This is a genomic window from Flammeovirga agarivorans, from assembly GCF_012641475.1.
Taxonomy (GTDB): domain Bacteria; phylum Bacteroidota; class Bacteroidia; order Cytophagales; family Flammeovirgaceae; genus Flammeovirga; species Flammeovirga agarivorans.
Genome location: NZ_JABAIL010000005.1, coordinates 77,870 through 99,080 on the forward strand (window position 1 = coordinate 77,870; position 21,211 = coordinate 99,080).

A 21,211-nucleotide genomic window follows, 5' to 3' on the forward strand; every position below is an offset into this window, starting at 1 on the left:
AAAATAATTTTAATATTTTTGATGAACGTATCTAGAATACGTTCTACTCCCCTAAGTTTGTATTATCAACAAAAAGGGATACTTCCTAGTTGATATAACAGTAAAAAACATACACACTATAAAATATTTTATCATGGCTGCGGATAAAGGGCAAAGCACAGAAAAGTTAAAAGCATTAGAAACTACTATTGCTAAATTGGAAAAACAGTTCGGTAAAGGAGCTGTAATGAAAATGACTGATGATAATGTAGAAGAGGTTCCTGTAATCTCAACTGGTTCATTAGGTCTTGATTTAGCGTTAGGTGTAGGAGGTATTCCTAAAGGTCGTATCATTGAGATCTACGGTCCGGAATCTTCTGGTAAAACTACTTTGACACTTCACATTATTGCTGAAGCACAAAAGCAAGGTGGTATGGCTGCATTTATTGATGCGGAACATGCTTTTGATAAAATCTATGCTGAGAAATTAGGTATCGATATGGAACGCCTATTAGTAGCTCAGCCAGACCATGGTGAACAAGCTTTAGAAATTGCAGAACAATTAGTTCGTTCAGGTGCAATTGATGTATTAGTTGTTGACTCAGTTGCAGCATTAGTACCAAAAGCAGAATTAGAAGGTGATATGGGTGATAGTAAAATGGGTCTTCATGCTCGTTTAATGTCACAAGCATTACGTAAAATCACGGGTGCCATCTCAAAAACAAATTGTTCAGCGATCTTCATTAACCAATTAAGAGAGAAAATTGGTGTAATGTTCGGTAACCCTGAAACAACAACAGGTGGTAATGCATTAAAATACTATGCTTCTGTACGTTTAGATATTCGTCGTATCGGTGCGATCAAAGAATCTGCTGATAACGTAACTGGTAACCGTACAAGAGTGAAAGTTCAAAAGAACAAAGTAGCACCTCCATTCAAACAAACTGAATTTGATATCCTTTATGGTGAAGGTATCTCAAGAGCAGGTGAAGTTTTAGATATGGCAGTTGACTTTGATATTGTGAATAAAGCAGGATCTTGGTTCTCATATAGCGGTTCTAAATTAGGACAAGGTAGAGAAACTGTAAAAGAACTGATCAAATCTAATCCAGAGCTAATGGAGGAATTAGAAGAAAAGATCAGAACAAAAGTTTTCGGTCATGGTACTGAAGAGGAAGTAGTTGAAGAAACTGCAGAATAATTGAGATTTTAATACGAAGAGAGGGATACTCTTTATTTAAATAAATCAGTAGTAGAATACCCTAGTCTGTATAGATTAGGGTATTTTTTTGTACTAAATCCAAGAATGAAAAAGATCAGAGGTTTTACTCTCTATGGAATAGTTTTTATTTAATCTATGACCATTAAAAAAAGAGAAATAAATGGTATGAAATAGCAATTATACCTTAGTTTAATTTATAAAATTTCACCATTGAAAATAATGAATTATTTGACTGTAAATCAACTATTTATATTATTTTTAATATATGTATATTTTTGATGAATTTTCATTGTATTAACCATCTATTTTGCTTATTAACTAGGCAAATAATCTTACTGATTACATCATTAAAGATTACGATACAAAAGGTGAAAAATTTAGTTTTAATGGCTATTTATGTAATAGTTATATCTTAGTTTAATTTTAAATATTTAAATCTAAATATTTAATATTTAATGTGTTTATAATCAGTTATTTAAACTCATTTTAATATATGTGATTTTAAGACTATTTTTTTCTGATGTATTACTTTTTGAAAATATCTCTGAAGAACATAATACCTTGAAAAAGAAGAATAAAAGTAAAAGGTATAGCACCAGTAATAGCAATTACTTTATTGAGGTCAACATTATTTTTAATTAATAAAGCACTTGAGATTCCAAGAAGTAAAACTGACCATATTATCTTATTCACTTTAGAACTATTTCCTGTTAAAGCTGCAGTGACAAAAATGGCAGAGTCTGCACTTGTAATTACAAATGTGACGAGTAGCAGAATACATAAAAAGGAAAGAGTAGTTCCAAAAGGTAATCCTTCAAGAAACACAAAGAGTCCATTCGTATAATTCTCATTTATGACACTTTGTAGAGTGGCCACTTGATCGCTAAATAAACCATTTCCACCAAAAACAGTAAACCAAAAAATTGTAATAATAGTGGGGTATCCAATGATGCTAAAAAGGAATTCTCTTATGGTTCGCCCTTTTGAAATTCTCGCAATAAATAACCCTGTAAAAGGAGCCCAAGCAATCCACCATAAAAAGTAAATAATCGTCCAGGATTGAGACCATTTTCTAGCACTTTCAGGTAAGATAAAAGATAATAAGGGCAAGTCTTTGAAATAAGAAATAGATACTTCAACAAATAGTTTCAGAGTATCAAATGGAGAAGACATTAGAAAAATGATAAGAAGAATCAGTAATGCTAAAATGACATTGAAATCACTCAAAGTTTTCACCCCTTTTTGAAGACCACTAACTGAGGATAGCATAAAAGCAATGGAAATAAATAGAAGTACAATTAAACGAAATGGAAGTCCAGTAATGTCATAAGGGACTAAATGTTCTACACCGGTTTGAATAAGTGCAATAGAATTGGCTAAGGTTCCAGCTACTCCGAAAATAATCGCCATAACAGCAAGCATATCGAACGATTGAAATGCTTTCCGAGTAGTACTATCACTAAAAGTTGAAGAGATATTCATACCCCTGCCTCTATTATAGGAAAACCAAGCAATGATTAATCCTGAGAAAGCATATACAGCCCATGCATGAATCCCCCAATGGAAATTAGTGATAGACAATGCCATCATTGGAGAGTGATCTGTATTTAGAGGAGATTGTAAATGATAGATAGGTTCTGCTACACCCCAAAAAATTAACCCACTTCCCATGCCTGCAGCAAATAGCATAGCTACCCAGGAAAATGTAGAAAATTCAGGAGGTTGATCACCAAGTTTTTTATTTCCCAATGGAGAGAAACCAATAATCAAACAGAGAATTAAAATGCCAGTAACTATCCATAGTAAAAATCGATCAAGAGAATGTAAAATGGCATTAATTACATGATCTAAAATATTGGTTGTAGCTTCAGGGAATAAAATAAATAGGCATCCAATAAGAATACTAATAATAATACTCCATTGGTTAAATGATAATTTCATGGACAGTTTTTTATAGATGAGTATACAATATAATCACCTCAACTGAGGGAAATAAAAAAGTACCTAAGAAAGTCTTAGATACTTAATGATATTACTTATTTATGATTTCTTTTTTAAAGGTCTCTCAATACTTTTGAAGGATTAATATTGACAACCTTCCAACAAATAATAGTGATTGTTGATATTGCTATACCTGATATGCCAACACCAAGAATAGACCAAGTAATAAAATCAATATCAATTCGATCTGGAAATGTAGACATCCAATCCGCACTAAAATGATAAGCCAACGGTATTGATATTAGAAAAGATAAAGTAATCCATTGCAAATAATCTTTATTGAAGAGTAACAAAACATCAATTCTAGAAGCACCATTTACTCTCCGAATACTCATTTCTTTAGTACGTTTAAGAACAGAAAACCTTGTTATCCCCCAAAGCCCAGATATGGCAATGAGTAATGCAATACATCCAAAGAAAAAGCTAGCCTGTTGTTGCCCTTTAATGGAAGCATAGTTTAATGCAATCTCATCATTGTAGAAATAGATAAAAGAACGAACATTTGGAAAGTCTTTTTGAAACTCTTCTTTAAGTTCTTGTGATAACTTATAAGGATCTGGTGAAGATGTTTTTACATTGATATAATCTAACTCCCAACCATCAATTTTTGCTGAGGATGTAATAACCAACGGTCCACTTTGTTGGGTGAGTGAATTAAATTTAATCGAAGGAATCACCCCTACAACCTCATAGTCTCGACCGTTTCTGTGTACAATGGTACCGAGTCCTTTCCAGCCTTCCAATTTTGTAAATGCTTCATTCACCAATAATTGATAATCACTTATTTTTTTATTGGTATGAAGATTCTCACCTTCTAAAAGAGGTATATCAAAACACTTTAAAAAATCATTACTCACATACAAAGCATTTAATATTTCAGTTTTGTCATGATCGCTTAATCTATACCCATTTTTTGTAAGCCCGACTCCTATCATTTGAGAAGACATACTCACAGCTTCTACTCCAGGTTTCTTTAGAATTTTTTGTTTAAAATTATTCAACTCATCTAATGGAACTGCTGAAGATAAATCGATGGTAAATACATTTTCATGTTGAAAACCTAAGTCTCTGTGAAGTAAATAATGATGTTGTTGATAAACAGTAATACCAATACAGGATAAGACAAATACTGTTGAAAACTGTAGCACCAATAGAACTTTTTCACTTTTACCTTTTGAAGAATAAATACTCGTTTGACCATTTAAACTTCTCGAAAGAGAGGTCTTTTTAATACCTCGTAGTGATAGACTACTGAGTAACATAGTAAGAACTACTCCAATGGTAACATAAAACCCAACAATGTATGGAATGTAGTTGCTTAAAAATACTCTTGTTACTAATTGGTGGTTTAAAAATGGTAAAGCAATATTGAGTGCAAGGAGAGAAATAAGAATCGCTGAGCCTACCATAATAAAAACTTCTAAGCAGGTTGAAATCCATAAATCTCGGTGATGTGCACCATAAATTTTCATTAAAGTGAGTGAATGAATTTCTTCATCTTTTTGAGCGGTGTAAAGTACTACAAAGTTCAAAAGAGATAATACTAAAATGATTACACCACCCGCAATAATAATCCATAAACTTTCGATACTTCTTGGTGCACTAGGTTCAAAACTCAATCCTTGATCCAAGTGTATTTCTTCAATGGGTTGTAAGCTTGTTTTTATTGATAAATCTTCTTGAGTAAAAATGCCAGCCAATATTTTATCCATAGCTGCTATTGTTTCTTCTTTCTGATTTTCATGAAGCAATTTGATGTAGACGTTAAAAGTCCAACCACCATTCCACCCCAAATAAGCATTATTAGTTTCCGACACCCATTTTAAAGGTAATAGTATATCAAACTGTAAATGAGAATTGGCAGGTCGATCGGGCATAATACCATCAATTGATAGCTTATCTCCATATATTTCTAGCTCTTGTCCTATGGGATCATCATTACCAAAAACCTTCTTTGCAAAAGACTCAGATATAACTGTACTATTTTTGGTTTGTAGTACCTCTTGATCATTTCCTTTGATCAATTCCATCCCAAAAAAATCAAGATAATTTGCCGCTCCAACGGCAGTATTTACTTCTTCATGTCGTTGGTCAAGAATATAAATTGGCATTTGTCCTGGGTTACTCACCATGAACATTTCATTTATATTCTCTACTTTTTCTAGAAAAGTACCTCCTTCGGGATAATTTGCCTGTGCTGAAAAATCAACATTTCCATAAAATGTTCTTTTATGTGTGATCCTATAAATTGAGTCTTTGTAGAAGTTATCAAAATTAGTTTCTAGGTGGAAGAATAGGAAAATGAACAAAGCACTTGCCAACCCTAAACTTAACCCTAATAGGTTTATGATGGTATTTTGATAGTTTTTGATCAGGTTTCTGATCGCTAATGATAGATATAGTTTATACATGATCAGAAGGTTTTAGAATAAATCAATTTCGTTTTCAACTTCAGTAACGATTTCCCCATCCAATAAAGAAATCACACGGTGTGCATAGTTTGCATCTCTTTGTGAGTGCGTCACCATGACGATAGTTGCCCCCTGACGATTTAATTCTGTGAGTAACTCCATTACTTCCTGACCATTTTTAGAATCTAGATTACCTGTTGGTTCATCGGCCAATATCAACTTAGGTTGAGCAACTACAGCTCTACAAATTCCCACTCTTTGTTGCTGACCACCCGATAATTGTTGCGGATAATGATTTCTTCTATGGCTAATTTTTAAACGATCGAGTACATCTTCCACCTTCTTTTTTCTATCTGTTTTACTAAGGTCCAGATAGGCTAATGGAAGCATGACATTTTCAGAAACAGTCAGTTGGTTAATCAAATGGAAGTTTTGAAAGACAAAGCCAATATTTCCTTTTCGGAGATTGGTACGTTGTGATTCCTTGTAGTCGGCTACTTCTTTTCCATCTAACTGATAACTACCAGAAGTAGGACTTTCTAATAAACCAATAACATTAAGTAAGGTAGATTTACCACACCCCGAAGGACCCATAATGGCAATAAATTCTCCTTCTTTTACATGTAGGTTAACATCTTTCAGCGCCTGCGTTTGTACTTCTTCAGTTTGAAAATACTTATTGATTTTTTCTAGCTTGATCATGATGATTGAGTTATACTATAATGTAATTATTTTTATTTAAAGACAACTTTGTCGTAGCCGCCTAATTGATCATATTTTGAAATGATTACCTTTTCTCCAGCTTTTAAACCTCTAATAATCTGATATTTTGAAGTGTTTTGAGCTCCAATTTTTATTTCTCTTTTTTGTGCATAAGTACCGTCTTTAGATATAACATATACCCATCTTCCAGCAGTCTCGCTGTAGAAATTTCCTTTCTTTATGGTTAAGGCATCAACAGGATCATCCAAGTCTAATTTTACATAAGTAGTTTGTCCTGTTCTAAGATCTAATGGTTTGTCATGGTCAAATAATAGTTCTACCTTAAAGACAGCATCATTTACTTCAGGGTATACTCGATCGACCACTAATGAATAGTTTTTGTTTTGATATTGAAATGTTCCTTTCAATCCTTTTTTCACTTTGGTAATATACCGTTCGTCTATATCCGCGATTATTTTAGCATCGGATAAATCATATAGAATACCGAGGTGTTGTCCTTTTTGTATAGATTGACCGATTTCAGCATCTAAATTTCCCAAATGTGCTTCCGTTGAAGCAGTCACTTTTAAATGCTCTAAACGTGAACGTACTAGTTTTAATGTTTCTCTCATTTTTACTAAATCTTCTTCGAGAGTTTGCATGGTAGTTACTTGTAATAGAGAATCATTTTTCAATTTCATCCAATTGATCTCTAACATGCTTTCTTGATATTCATAATCTTCTTTAGCTTTAATAAAGTCTTCTTCCGGAACCAATCCTTTGGTGAGTAATCGCTTTTGTTGTTCGTAATTTCGTTTAGCTCTTTTAAGTTGATAATCGCTATCCAATAGGTTTTTCTTAGATTGAATCATGTCATTTCTAAAAGAGATACGGGTATTTCTGAGGTAGTTTTCTTTCTCTGCTAATGCGACTTCACTATTCAGTATTTGTTGGTAAAGTTCATTGTTTTCCAACTCTATAATTACCTCTCCTTTGTTGACTTTGCTACCTTCTTTAGCAATAATTTCTTTTACTCGACCACCTTCTACAGCATCTAAATAGATAGTTTGTTTTGGCTGTACTTTGCCTTTAGAATTTATATAATCATGAAATTTTTCTTGCTTTACTTCAGAAATCTGAAGCTTATTTTTACCGATAACAATGGTTGAAGTATCATTGATTGAAATAATTAAATAGGCTATCAATACGAAAGCAGAAGCGATAAAACCTAACCATTGAAAGTATTTACCTTTGATCTTTTTTTTCTCTTGAATTACGGTATCCATATGAATTAATTTTTAAAGCCAGAATTTATTGCCTTGGTAAAACATCAGTAATTTTTCTTTGGTCTGACACTTCAATCGGGAGAGCAAAAGATCCAAGTCTGCCTGTCCCAGTTTTTGTTTTACTGTTAATAAATTGATGATATCAATAAGTCCTTCGTCATATTTTTGTAAGGCTACTTTATAGGCAACCTGTGCAGAAGAACAAACTTTTTCTCCTTGGATAATTTCTACCCTTAAAGCTTTCCACTCTCTTAAATCGTTACCTACTATACGCTTAGTTTCAGTTCTAATTTTTTGCAGCTGATTTTCTGCTTCCAATTGGTTTATCTTAGCCCGTTGTACATTTAAACGTATAGTATTTTGTTGGAAAATGGGAATGTATATACTGAACCCCACTACTTGATTGAGGTTATTAGTTAGTTGGTCTTGATACGGTATAATATTATTCTCCGAGTCTTTATTGGTTTGTGAATAACCCGTATTCATCGATGCAGTCATCGTAAGTTGTGGAACATAATTGGCTTTCGTAGCTTTTAAATCTTTTTCACTCCCTTTAAGTAGTAGATATTGAGATTGTATTTGTGAAGAAGTAAGTTGAAAACTTGAAAAAAGATCTTCAGTTGTTCCAAAATCATTTAGTTTATTCACAGTGTTAGTAAAGCTCAATTGTAAATCATTTATACCCCTATCGAAATTCATTTTATTGATAAGGATGGCCTTTGCTTCCATCATGTTATTAAAAGCTTGAATAGACAGTAATCTTTCTTTTTCTAACTGTGCTGTCATTTCTACAACATCGGCCTCAGCTTTTAACCCCACTTCTTTTTGAGTATTGGCTCTATCAACGATTTTTTCAGAAAGCTCTATTTGATCTTTTGTGATTTCCCATAATTCGAAGTAGTATTCTACATCATAAAATGCTTGCATCACTTCAAAGACTAATTGCTCTTGTGCGTCCTGTAATTGATAATGAGAAGCTTGTTGTCGATACTTTTGAAATTGTAATTCGTTCTTCAATTTAAAGCCTTGAAAAACAGTAAAGTTCATATTGAGGTTGCCAAAATTATTGAAGAACTGATTGTTGATATATCCATTAGTATTAGGATCAATAGATCTCCCTGCATTGAAATTCCCATTAACGTTACCACTAAAACTGGGAGTGAATTTCCATTTTGCTTCTTTGACATCTACCCCACTTTGTTTTACCAACAATTCTTTTTGAATAATATCTAGGTTATTCTCTAAAGCATAATTGATACATTCATTCAATTGCCAACTTTTCTGTGCAACTACAGATGTTGATACTGATAACATTACTATGTAATAAATCCACTTTTTCATGTTTTATTCTTAATGTGATACTACTAACCATAGAAAAAGTGAACTATTTTATTTAAATAATTGATTGTTAGTTATTTATATGTTATTAATGTAAAGAGAGTGTAAAATTTTTATACACCTATTTGTAAAAATATTTTACGGTTATAGTTCGTTTATCATACCTATTTTATCCGTTGATATTAGTTTTTTACTTCTCAATTTGGACTACAGAATTAATTAAAAAATGATTTCTTATTTGGAATATTAATTTATTTACACCACTTTTACAGTGCACTATATAACTAGTGCACTTAATAACAACTATAAATAATATGGTGTCAATTAATTCTCTTCAATTTAGTTACTCTAATAAAGCGACTATCATCGACCAACTTAATTTAGATCTGGATACAGGTAAAATTGTTGGTTTGTTAGGAAAAAATGGTGCTGGTAAAAGTACCTTTTTTAAACTTCTAAGTGGTCTATTAGAACCCAATAAAGGAAGTATTGATGTTTTAAGTGAAATCCCATTTAAAAGAAAGCCTTCCTTCCTATCGAAACTATTTTTAGTTCCGGAAGAATTCGAACTTCCTCCTATCTCGATTAAAAGCTTTGTTGAAAGCACATCTGTATTTTATCCTAGGTTTGATAAAGGCTTAATGGCTGAACTGCTGAGTAAGTTTGAACTTAACGATGAGCTAAATCTTAAAGGGTTGTCTTATGGTCAGAAGAAAAAAGTAATTATTGCCTTCTCATTGGCCACAAAAGCCGAGTTAATTCTAATGGATGAACCGACCAACGGGTTAGATATACCTTCTAAAGCGATTTTTAGAAAAATTATGGCAGGTCACTTTGAAGAAGATCAACTGATTATGATTTCCACTCATCAGGTAAAAGATATCGATACAATTATCGATCACTTGATAGTATTGGATAAAGGTGGAGTAATCTATAACGAATCTATTTTTGATTTAACTCAAAAGTACGATTTCCTTAAAGTTCCTCAGATCAAAGTCGCAGAAACCTTATATGCGGAACAAGTGCTTGGAGGGTATAAAACAATCGCTCCAAAACAAGACCAAGAAGATACTCAAGTAGATCTTGAACTTTTCTTTAATGCTTTAATGAACGACTTCACAAAATTTATCTAGAATGAATAATTTATTTGACTTTCAGCGTTTCGGGAAATATGTTTCTTTGGAACTCACTTATAATAAGCAGTTATTTTATTATGGTTTAGGGGCTATCATATCTATGATAATTGTGGGCTTATATAGCATCCGGGCTTTAAATGAATCTCCAATTACTGAAGGAGATCTAACTGCACTACTTATTTTCATTTACGTTGTATTAGGAACTGTGATTATTAATCGTGCTTTTGCAGCTTTTAGGTCTCAGAAGAGGTTAATTACTTTCTTAACTTTTCCTGTATCACAATTCGAAAAATTTCTTTTTGAATACTTATCTACAGTTTTAATAGGTGTATTTGTATTGCCTTTAGTAATACTTTTTGCCTATATGACCGAAGGAGAATTGCATAAAATAATCAATCCGGGTATTGGGTACACAGGATTAGATATTGTTACGAACATCACTAAAGAAATTTTTATTGGAAGTGAGCATGAGGTATATATCAAAAAGCTTTTAGCAACGATAGTATGTTTGATTCCATTTAGTATCATGAATTTAATATTCACTGGTAACTCAGTTTTTACAAAATGGCCTTTGATAAAATCGGTACTTTTTGTGGCAGCATTTTTAACTTTTCATGGTTTTTTGGTGTATACCATCTTTGAAAAAATGGGAGTTGGTGAATATATCACAAATGAGAATCCTCTATTCTTCTTTTCAACATCTGAAGCTGCTTTACTATTTGTTATTTTCTATATACTAGTGGCTAATGCTGTGATTGTATATAGTAGTTATTTGAAGTTGACGGAAAAAGAGTTGTAAGATGGAATTTAAAAACACAAAAAGCATTTTTACTCAAATTGGGGATGATGTAAAAGATAAAATAATGGATGGTGAGTATGTTGAAGAAGGGAAAATTCCTTCTACAAGAGAGTTAGCAGGTATTGTTGGAGTAAACCCCAATACTACGATTAAGGCGTATGCAGTACTGCAACAAGAAGGTATCATTTATACTCAGAGAGGCAAAGGATACTTTGTAAGCCAAGGAGCAAAAGACACTATAGTGAAAAGTAGAAAATCAGAATTTCTTACTGAGGTTTTACCAGAAACTGTAGATCATGCTCATAAATTGGGAATCACATTCAACGAACTAAAAGACTATCTAAAAGACTTATACCATGAAGAAAAGTAATATATTATTGATCTCTATATTTAGTAGTATCACTCTATTTATTATTTCAGGAGCTATTTTCTCAGTTGCAAAAGGAAAACCTGAACCGAATAAAAATAACCTAACAATGAGTACTCCACCTTACTCACATGTTCAATTGATGGAAGCAAATTACGATGTAAATGTAAAGTCAGGAGATAAATTTGAATTGGTTGTTTGGCTAAATAAAGGAGAAGAAAAGTTAGCGTTACCTTTCGAAACACAGGGAGATACTTTAATCCTATCTACGATTCCTGAGGCATTGACATCGAAAATACGTTATGTAGAAATGAAGTTTCCATCTCAAGATATGAACTTCGCTTTAAAAACATCATCAGTAACTTTTAATGAATACTTAGGTAAATCGTTAAAGCTTCAATTAGATGACTCTGAAGCAAATATTTATTCAGAAAATATGGAACATATTTCAAAAGTGGATGTGGTTTGTAAAAATCAATCAAGCTTCTATTCTTTATCTGGTATAGATCATTTAAAATTGGAGGTTAGCAATTCTGACTTTACTAATTACGGTAGTGTAAAGGTGTTAGAAGGATTAGCAAAAGATAGTGCTGAAGTGATTATCAGTAGTCCTGGAGTAACTGATTTTAAAAAAGATGCTAGCTCTATCGTAAGATATGATTACTAGTTTGTAGTTATACTTCTAGTTAGAAACCCTATCCATTTATTATATAATAAGTGATAGGGTTTCTTTTGTTATATGCACTTATATCAGATGTGTAAAAATTTTTTACACTTATACTTTACATTCAATGATATCTCGTTTAATTTGAAATTATCCATTTAATCCAACCTAAATAACTCCATGAAAAACGTAAATCAAGAAAATAAAAAGATCTGGAATACAAACGCAGAGGAGTGGGACAAAGCCATGGGAGAGTTCGGTAACGATTGGCATTTACAACTGATTGCACCAGAAACAGAAAGACTTTTGAGTTTATCGGAAGGGCAGTTTTTATTGGATGCTGGTTGCGGAAACGGTATTTTCTCTAGACGAATGGCCAATAAAGGAGTAAAAGTAACTGCATTTGACTTTTCTGAAACTAACATAACATTATCTAAAAAATACAATAATGATCATATCAATTATCAAGTTCTTGATATGACTTCTGAAGCTGATTTGATGCAATTACTCCATAAAAAGTATGATGGAATTGTTTCTAATATGGTCTTTATGGATGTTCCTGAGGTAGAGACTTTTTTCTCTAAAATCAATGCTTTGATGAAGGATGATGGGCACTTTGTCTTTTCTATTCAGCATCCATGTTTCAATTCTGAATTTATGGAAATCACTGATCAAGATGATATTCTGATGAAAGGATATATTGATGTGAGTACATCAAAAGGAAAAGCAGTTTCTGAGCAAAAAGAAGAGCAATTTTACTTTCATCGTCCGATCAGTTATTACATCAATCTTGGTGCAAAAAATGACTTGGTAGTAGATGCCTGTATCGAACCCACATTTGAAAAAGAGAAAGGCGGTCCATTTGCTAAGTTTCCTCCAATCATTATCATCAGCATGAGAAAACTAATATCTAAATGAGCAACATTCTGATTATTGATGATAACCTAGCGGTTCATTCAACGCTAGAAATTATACTGGAACCACATTTTGATAACATCACTTGTTTAGCCGACCCTTTAAAAATAATGGGAACATTGGCTACAGAAACCTATCATATAGTGCTTTTGGATATGAACTTTTCCCCTGGATTAAATACAGGTAGAGAAGGAATTCGTTGGTTGAAGAAAATTAAAGAAACATATCCTCAAATCTCCGTAGTAATGATGACGGCCTATGGTCATGTAGAATTAGCCGTCGATGCGTTAAAACTTGGGGCAACAGACTTTATTCTAAAACCATGGGACAATAGAAAGTTGTTGGCTACTTTGAAATCGGCACTTCAGCTGAGCATTTCTAAAAATGAGGTTAAACAGTTGAAAGAAAAAGCAGAAGCTTTAAAATCGACAGTAGTATTTCCGGATATCATTGGTGAATCTCAAAGTATCAAAAACATGAAGTCAATGATTGAAAAAGTAGCTAAAACAGACACCAATATTTTAATCACTGGAGAGAATGGAACAGGAAAAGAATTGGTAGCAAAAGCAGTGCATCATTTATCCAAAAGACACAAAGAAAGTTTAGTGGAAGTAGATATGGGAGCCGTTTCTGAGACCCTCTTTGAAAGTGAATTATTCGGCCATGTAAAAGGAGCATTTACAGATGCACATCAGGACAGAATAGGAAAATTTGAGTTGGCTAATAAGGGAAGCTTATTTTTGGATGAGATTGGTAACTTATCATTCTCCTTACAGGCAAAATTATTGGCAGCATTACAAAACCGTCAGATTACTAAAGTTGGAGGAAATAAAGTGATTCCAATAGATATTCGTTTGATATCGGCAACCAATAAGAACTTATTCAAGATGGTTGAAGATGAAGAATTCAGACAGGATTTATTATACAGAATTAATACGATTCAGATCGAAGTTCCTCCACTAAGAGATAGAGAAGATGATGTGATTGTTTTAGCTAATCATTTTAAAGACCTTTTGGCAAAAAAATATGAGAAAGGAACACTTCGTTTTACAGACAAGTCTATTGATAAATTGAAAGCTTATCATTGGCCAGGAAATGTCAGGGAATTACAGCATACTATCGAAAGGGCAGTAATTCTTTCTGATGCTGATAAAATAAGTGATGACCTTCTAGTAACTACGGCAGTGGACAATACTTCTGTACAAACACTTAATATGGTAAAAATGGAAGAAGTACTTATTAAAAAGGCTTTACAGAAGCATCCTAAAAATATAAGTGCAGCAGCAGAAGAGTTAGGAATTACTAGACAAACTCTCTACAATAAAATGAAGAAGCTGAATATCGATTAATTTACTATTTGTTGATAACTTATTTCTATGAAAACATCCCGTTACCTACTGCTTGGATTTAGTGGATTACTCCTTATTCTATTAGGAGGACTGATGGTATACTACCAAAATACTATTTTATTGTTGATAACTTTCGGAATTTTGGCAGGGCTTGTACTCACTTATCAACTTACAACTATCAAAAAAATAATTGATAAAGGGTTGTTGATGGTTGAAGCGATAGGCAATGAGGATTTAGGTTTTTTACATGCTCATAACTTTAAGTTGTTTGATGAACATTACCAACATCGACTTCAAAAGCTATATCATTCATTTTCTAAGATAAAAAAAGAGAGTTTAAAGCAGGAAAAGTATTTATCATGGTTGGTCGAAAATCAGGATGTTGGTATCTGTACATATAATGAAGAAGGGCATGTGATACATGTGAATACTTCATTTAAAGAAAAGGTAAAGTTATCAACACTCACACATATTCAGCAACTTTTTAATAAGTCAATTGTGAATAAGTCGGTTGTTGAAAAAGCATTAATAGAGAATAGTTATCAACTACCAGATACCAACATGGTATTGAAAATAAAGAAGCTGAAAAGAGAAAATCAACTTATTCACTTACTCACATTGCAAGACTTATCAACAGAGTTAGATGAAAAGGAAAATACAGCTTATAATAAGTTGATAAGAGTACTGACCCATGAAATTATGAATGGAATGACACCTATTATCTCACTGACTGATAGCTTACTAATGTCATTTACTAAGGAAGGAGGAGAAGCTGTTGATAAAGAGTATGTATCAGAGAAAATGTTAGTAACTAACGCGAAAAGCCTAAAAATCATTTATCAACAAGCACAACATCTAATGAACTTTACAGAAACGTATCGTTCAATTACAAAGTTACCAACACCTAAAATAGAAACTATTCATGTTGATAAGTTCCTTACTCAACAACTGACGTCTTTTCAAAATAGACTTCATCAACAACAAGTACAGACTAATATCATAAATGTTGATAAGTCAGAAATAGTAGCTTCTTTTGATACTAATTTAATAGGGCAATGTGTGAATAACATAATTAAAAATGCACTAGATGCTATGGAAAATGTTAGTAACCCAAAACTTCAAATTACATTTCAAAAGAAAGATCAATTAATTATTCACATTACAAATAATGGCCCTATGATTCCTGAAGAAGAGCTAAAACATATCTTTGTTCCTTTCTTTACCACTAAAACTTCAGGAGATGGAATAGGCTTAAGTTTAAGTAAGCAGATCATAAGAGTACATCATGGCAGTTTAAATGTGATATCAACAGAAGAGAAAACAGAATTTATACTCAAACTTTAAAGACAAAAAAATCCTCTCCAATTATTTATATAACTAGAGAGGACACACTATTTGCAAGTTGATAAGGTCACTTAAAAGGCTAACCCAGCAGTAAGTTGAATGACATTACTTGGATAAAATTGATCACTTTTGCTTACTGTATTGGTTAAACCTAGATTATACCTTAAATCAAAAGCGATATTATTAATATCTACTCCCATACCAAATGCAAGACCGAATCTGATTTTACTTATTTGATCAGAGATCGTCTCACTAGTATTACCAGATTTAATTTTAGCATTAGCAAGAAATCCGAACTGAGGACCTGCATTAAAGTTTAAACCAGTTCCTTGACCATTCGCGTATAATTTAAACAATACCGGAATATTGATATAATTATAATTTACTTGAGTACCAGAATTATCATCAAACTGGGCTCCTTCTGAAGAATAAACCAATTCGGGTTGAATAACTAAATTCTCAGTTCCTTTGATTTGAGCAAATAACCCAATTACTAATCCTGTTTTTGTTTTAACTCCAGTGGCATCACCAGCAATAGTACTAAAGTTTGCTCCAATTTTTACACCTACTTTAGTGTTGTCTTCTTCTTGAGCGTATGAAGAAATGCTCGTCAAAAAAATAAAAGTGAAGAGCGTTAATATTACTTTGAAGTATTTCATTTGTAGTCTTAAAAAGTTTGCTAAAAAAAATTATTGAAGATTCTTGTAAATAGTGCTTTAGTAAGATAAATGTAATTGATTTTATTAGATTTTTCCTGTGATCTACCTACTTATATTTTCTCCAAAAAATATTTCTTCTGTATTTACTTATTTGCTAAAACTTGCAGAATGATAGTATGTGTTGTGTTTTATAGTAAAATGGTTAGCTCTAATCAATCAATTTATTTGTGTTCATATTTCATTTTTTTCTTGGTAAGAATTGTATTATCAAAAGTAATTTAACCAATAAGCCTCCCTTCATTATTTGTCTAAATTGATCTTATAGCATTATTCTAGGCTTTCGTCAAAGTGTTTAGAATGTAGCACTTCTTATTCGAAAATAAGTACGGTAGCCCTAGATCAAATACCGACAAAGTATGAAACATATTATTACATTTTTTTTACTGTTTACTACAGTATTTTTTAATAGTTTATTGGCACAAAACCCACAAGAACTTTGGGCTGATTTTGATCCTGACGCAGGAGATTTCAAAGAAGAAATCATTGATGAAAATACCATTGGAGGTATTTATGAGAAAAAATCTTATATCAGTGCTTACTTTAAAGGTAAGGAGATTCGTATCTACTGTGAGTTTAAGAAAAAGGCAGATGCCACCAATGCTCCTGCATTATTAGATGTACATGGTTGGATGTCTCGTCCAAATCCAGATAATAGTTTTGTTGAAGACGGGTGGGCTGTATTAGCACACGATTATTGTGGTAAAAAGAAGGAAAATAATTCAGAAGAATTAAGAGCAAACTATACAAAGTATCCTGAAGGTTTAGAATATGGTAATATGGAACCTGAATATGGATACGCTAATCGTAAGTCGAAGGATAAAGAAGGAAATCAGCTTTCTGATCCTACTGAAACAGATGATTATTTATGGTATGTTCTTCAGAGAAGAGCGTTAAGTTATTTGTTAGCTCAAGAGGGTGTTGATAATACTCGAGTGGGTGCAAAAGGATATTCTTATGGCGGTACTACGATGTGGAATCTTGGTATGGATGAAAGAGTTGATGCAATAGTTGCCTATTTTGGTGTCGGCTTTTTAGAATATTACAGAACTCGAAGTGTTTTCTTATACAACAACCCTTATGTAGAACCTGAAATGACGTCGGGTGAAGAAATGTATGTTGCTAACATTGCTCCACAGGCTCATGCTCCATATATCAAAGCAGCTACATTATGGTTAAATGGCTCAAATGATCATCATGGCGGACATGAAAGAGGGGAAACAATTTTCCATAATTTTCAACCAGATGTTCCTTGGAATTTTGCAATTCAACCTAAAGCTTTCCATTCCACAAGTGAGCTAGGTGATGATGCTAAAATATGGTTAGAAAAACATGTGTTAGGAACAGACCATTACTTTCCATCTCGACCAACATCAAATATTTCTTTAAACGATGAAGGTATTCCTTTCTATACACTTACTCCTGCCGATCCTGAAAAAGTAGAAAAAGTAGAAATTTTATATGCATTGAAAGACCCTAATAATAATTCAAGAAATTGGAAGGATACGGAGGCTATTCGTATCGGAAATCAATGGACCGCAACTTTACCTGTATCAGACATTGATGATTATGTTTTTGCATTTTCAAAGATAGACTATGAAGGTAATGTAGTGATATCTGGTGATTTTGAAGCTGAAATTCCTGCTGACCTTGGTGACGCTGTAGCTACTTTGGAACCGGAACCAGTGGATCCTTTAAAGTGGGAAAATGCAGGAGGGGCAATTCAAGTACCTGGTGGAGTTGAGGCTTTTTATCCGGTAGAAAATAAAGCTATCTCCAATGATATTTATACCGAATCGTTTTATAAATCACCAAAGAATTCATCTTTTTCAATTCAATACTATGGTACGCAACCACAAAAACTTTTTGTGAGAGTAAATGGAAAGTACACAGTAAATGTTGAAACAGGTGCTCATAATGATGATATACAAGAGATCATTATTCCTGCATCAAGTTTAAGAAATATCAATAATGCCTTTGATCTAATGGGATCATGGTCGGAAGCGGATTTTATAGAAATTGGTCCTCAAGCCGGACAAGACATCACAAAAGTGGCTTTCACTGGAATGATGTGGGTAAAGAATAACGAAGAAGAAGATTTTCAACCGATATACCACTTTGATGGTACTGAAAATAGAATCATCGCTCAAGAATTGAATGTGATTACTGAGTTATTAACCAACCCTTTTGAAAATGCTACAATAGGTGATGCTCAAGTAACAAAAGTGACAAGACAGGCAGGTGAAAATGCATCTATTTTATTACCATTAGAAGGAGAAATATTTATAGGTGATCAGCCTCAAATTAAAGTTTTAGTTAACCAAACTTCAGGTCAGTTACCTTCAAATAATGAGCTGACACTCACTTTACGAAATGAATCTACAGGTGTTATCGTCTCTAAGACATTACCTATCGAACAACAAGATCAATGGGTAGAATATTTATTTGATTTTGAAAATGAAATAAATAGTGATGGTTCCTCTACTGCTAATAGAGTATATAGTGAAATCTCACTAAACTTTGGAACAGACACTGATAATGTGAACGATGTTGTTTATCATGTCTTCAATTTAGTTGGTCCAAAAGTAGATTTCGAAGGAACAAATACACGTTTGAAAGAGATCATTGTGAATGAGAAGCATATTAAGGATTTTGATCCTACTTATTCTAAAATGACTATTGATTTACCTTACGGAACGAAAACAGTACCATCAGTAATGGTGATAACTGAGGATAATGAAGCGACCTATGAAATCATCGACGCAACAAATATTTATGAGGAAACGGTTGTAAGAGTAACAGCTAAAAATGGTTATACTCAGAAAGACTATAAAGTGCGTTTTAATGTACCGGGTAGAGATATTTATAATTTTAATGATGTAGTTGATGGCATAACCGAAAATGATGAAATAAAACTTCGTTTGGTAACTACTGAGGTTACGGTTGTTGATAATCCTTTCCCTGATGATATGGTAGGTGAAGGTGTACAAGTGGCCAAGGTATTTAGAAAACCAGGTAATGGCGGAACTGTAGAATTTATGTTCAAAAAAGGTAACTGGAAGCCTGGAGAAGATAAATTATTCAGAATAAAAGTTTACCAAGAGTCTGGACAAGAAGCCTACCCTACTTACAATAGAATGCAATTCTATGCCGATGGAGAAGTGAATGGTAAAGGCCATCGTGGTACAGTAAAAGAGATTGAAGAGCAAGATAAATGGGTAGAGTATGTATTTGATCTATCCAACATAAATCAAGAGTTTCCCGAGGATGGAGAGTATAGTAAAATAACAGTTTACTTTGGTGGTGATGCACTAGATCCAGGTACTGATTTTTACTTTACAGGGTTAGAAGGGCCTAATATGAACTACAAAGATGACGCTACTTTGAATTCAATTAGTGTAGATGGAAAATTATTAGAAAACTTCACTCCAAATCAATTAGAGTATACAATAGAATTGCCTTTTGGTACTACTGGTCAATTACCTACCATTGAAGTTGAGGCAACAAATAGAGAAGCAGGTGTTGATATTTCATCAATTACTGACTTTACTGAAGAGCAAACAATTACAGTAACAGCAGTTAATGGATCTACTCGTATATATAAGATCAATTACATAGAAGAAGTATTTAGTACAAACGCTTTGTTATCAGAATTAACTTTAGATAATGCGTTAATCTCAGACTTTGATGCTGACCAATTGGAGTATACTTATGAGTTGCCTTATGGATCAACGAGTTCTGATATTCCTGTAATTGGTGTAATCACAGCAGATGAGAAGGCTACTTTTGTATTAAATGACGCTTCTTCTTTACCAGGTGAAGCAACGATTACAGTTACGGCTCAGGATGATACTTATGAAAAAGTATATAAAATAATGTTTACTGTTGCACCTAATACAGATGCTTCATTGTCTGATTTAACGTATAATGAAGTAAGTGTTTCAGAGTTTTCATCAAGTACTTTTAATTACTCTATTGAATTACCTTATGGAACATCAGAATATCCTAATGTAGTTGGAGAAGTGAATGATCAAAATGCAATAGTTTCTACAACTTATGATGAATCTTTTCCAGGAAATGCAATAGTGAATGTTGTAGCAGAAGATGGTGAGACGACATTGAATTATGTTGTAACATTTACTGTAGCTTCAAATACAGATGCAACACTCATTGGGTTAAGTTATGATGATATAATGGTCGAAAACTTCTCTTCGAATACTTTCGAGTATGATATTTTACTAGCTCATGATTATGAAGAATTACCAGCTTTGAAAGCTACATTGTCTGATGAGAATGCAACGGTATCTATTTTAGATATAGTAGAATTACCAGGAAGTGCAACAGTTACAGTCACTGCAGAAGATGGTGAAACAGTGTTAGTATACACCGTTAACTTTAATCAAGAGGAAGCACCTTACATTTCGAATAATGACGCTACATTATCAACATTACGTTATGATAATGTTGAGGTGTTAGGTTTCTCTTCTTCAACCTTTGAATATGATATCACCTTACCTTATAATTACGAAGGTGTACCGACATTAGAAGGGTTATCAGTAGACGAGAATGCGATTGTGGTGATTTCAGATGTGGAAGAATTGCCAGGAAGTGCTATGGTGACAGTCACTGCAGAAGATGGTCTAACAGTTTTAAAGTATACAGTAAACTTTACAAAAGAAGAGCAACCACTTTCTGCTATTGATAGCCTATCAATTTTAAATGTCTATAAATCCTCTCCAAATACATTAACTGTAAGTTCAGAAAGTATTTTGACAGGTAAAATGTTAGTCATTTTTGATCTCAATGGTAAAAAGGTTGGTGAACATCAATTGATAGGTCATCAACAACAAATTAAAATATCAACTAGAGGATTAATGATTATACATATTTATGACAATAACGAGTCGTCTATACATAAAGTCATTTTCTAGATAAGTAATATTTCTGTACTTAATAAATAAGGATGAAGAGTGATTGAACAG

15 protein-coding genes are annotated in these 21,211 nt (G+C 32.9%); 9 read left to right on the forward strand and 6 right to left on the reverse strand.

Annotated elements, in window-relative coordinates:
* Positions 1 to 133: 133 nt before the first annotated feature.
* Positions 134 to 1,180, forward strand: coding sequence for a recombinase RecA (gene recA / locus HGP29_RS16415; protein WP_168883523.1), 1,047 nt, complete (start codon positions 134 to 136; stop codon positions 1,178 to 1,180).
* Positions 1,181 to 1,726: 546 nt separating this feature from the next.
* On the opposite strand, the gene HGP29_RS16420 is transcribed toward recA, so the two are convergent.
* From HGP29_RS16420 to HGP29_RS16440, 5 genes are all read right to left on the reverse strand, one after another.
* Positions 1,727 to 3,142, reverse strand: coding sequence for a BCCT family transporter (locus HGP29_RS16420; RefSeq protein ID WP_168883524.1), 1,416 nt, complete (start codon positions 3,140 to 3,142; stop codon positions 1,727 to 1,729).
* A gap of 113 nt (positions 3,143 to 3,255) precedes the next feature.
* Positions 3,256 to 5,613, reverse strand: a complete 2,358-nt coding sequence (locus HGP29_RS16425; RefSeq protein ID WP_168883525.1) for an ABC transporter permease — start codon at positions 5,611 to 5,613, stop codon at positions 3,256 to 3,258.
* Between the two features lie 12 nt (positions 5,614 to 5,625).
* Entirely contained in the window at positions 5,626 to 6,315 is a 690-nt protein-coding gene (locus HGP29_RS16430; protein WP_168883526.1) for an ABC transporter ATP-binding protein, read from the reverse strand.
* A gap of 32 nt (positions 6,316 to 6,347) precedes the next feature.
* The gene (locus HGP29_RS16435; RefSeq protein WP_168883527.1) at positions 6,348 to 7,601 is read right to left on the reverse strand and encodes an efflux RND transporter periplasmic adaptor subunit; all 1,254 of its coding nucleotides are present in this window, start codon (positions 7,599 to 7,601) and stop codon (positions 6,348 to 6,350) included.
* 12 nt (positions 7,602 to 7,613) lie between these two features.
* Entirely contained in the window at positions 7,614 to 8,942 is a 1,329-nt protein-coding gene (locus HGP29_RS16440) for a TolC family protein (RefSeq protein WP_168883528.1), read from the reverse strand.
* A 311-nt stretch (positions 8,943 to 9,253) separates the two neighbouring features.
* Here HGP29_RS16440 and HGP29_RS16445 point away from each other — a divergent pair, with 311 nt between their 5' ends.
* The 7 genes from HGP29_RS16445 (at position 9,254) to HGP29_RS16475 (ending at position 15,513) form a co-directional block, all read left to right on the forward strand.
* A complete protein-coding gene (locus tag HGP29_RS16445; protein WP_168883529.1) occupies positions 9,254 to 10,072 on the forward strand; it encodes an ABC transporter ATP-binding protein in 819 nt (272 codons plus the stop codon).
* Between the two features lies 1 nt (position 10,073).
* Positions 10,074 to 10,874 (forward strand): hypothetical protein, encoded by an 801-nt coding sequence (locus HGP29_RS16450; RefSeq protein WP_168883530.1) that lies wholly within the window; start codon positions 10,074 to 10,076, stop codon positions 10,872 to 10,874.
* Position 10,875: 1 nt separating this feature from the next.
* Positions 10,876 to 11,244, forward strand: a complete 369-nt coding sequence (locus HGP29_RS16455; protein WP_168883531.1) for a GntR family transcriptional regulator — start codon at positions 10,876 to 10,878, stop codon at positions 11,242 to 11,244.
* Positions 11,231 to 11,908, forward strand: coding sequence for a hypothetical protein (locus HGP29_RS16460; RefSeq protein WP_168883532.1), 678 nt, complete (start codon positions 11,231 to 11,233; stop codon positions 11,906 to 11,908). The genes HGP29_RS16455 and HGP29_RS16460 overlap by 14 nt, the downstream gene beginning before the upstream one ends.
* 177 nt (positions 11,909 to 12,085) lie before the next feature.
* Complete coding sequence (locus HGP29_RS28750) at positions 12,086 to 12,823, forward strand: class I SAM-dependent methyltransferase (protein ID WP_211093318.1); 738 nt, start codon at positions 12,086 to 12,088, stop codon at positions 12,821 to 12,823.
* Positions 12,820 to 14,169 (forward strand): sigma-54-dependent transcriptional regulator, encoded by a 1,350-nt coding sequence (locus HGP29_RS16470; RefSeq protein ID WP_211093319.1) that lies wholly within the window; start codon positions 12,820 to 12,822, stop codon positions 14,167 to 14,169. The genes HGP29_RS28750 and HGP29_RS16470 overlap by 4 nt, the downstream gene beginning before the upstream one ends.
* Before the next feature lie 27 nt (positions 14,170 to 14,196).
* Positions 14,197 to 15,513 (forward strand): sensor histidine kinase, encoded by a 1,317-nt coding sequence (locus HGP29_RS16475; RefSeq protein ID WP_168883533.1) that lies wholly within the window; start codon positions 14,197 to 14,199, stop codon positions 15,511 to 15,513.
* A 71-nt stretch (positions 15,514 to 15,584) separates the two neighbouring features.
* On the opposite strand, the gene HGP29_RS16480 is transcribed toward HGP29_RS16475, so the two are convergent.
* On the reverse strand, positions 15,585 to 16,172 hold the full coding sequence (locus HGP29_RS16480) for a porin family protein (protein WP_168883534.1): 588 nt from the start codon (positions 16,170 to 16,172) through the stop codon (positions 15,585 to 15,587).
* A 416-nt stretch (positions 16,173 to 16,588) separates the two neighbouring features.
* Between HGP29_RS16480 and HGP29_RS16485 the strand changes: the two genes are divergently transcribed.
* Positions 16,589 to 21,160 (forward strand): prolyl oligopeptidase family serine peptidase, encoded by a 4,572-nt coding sequence (locus tag HGP29_RS16485; RefSeq protein ID WP_168883535.1) that lies wholly within the window; start codon positions 16,589 to 16,591, stop codon positions 21,158 to 21,160.
* Positions 21,161 to 21,211: the final 51 nt, after the last annotated feature.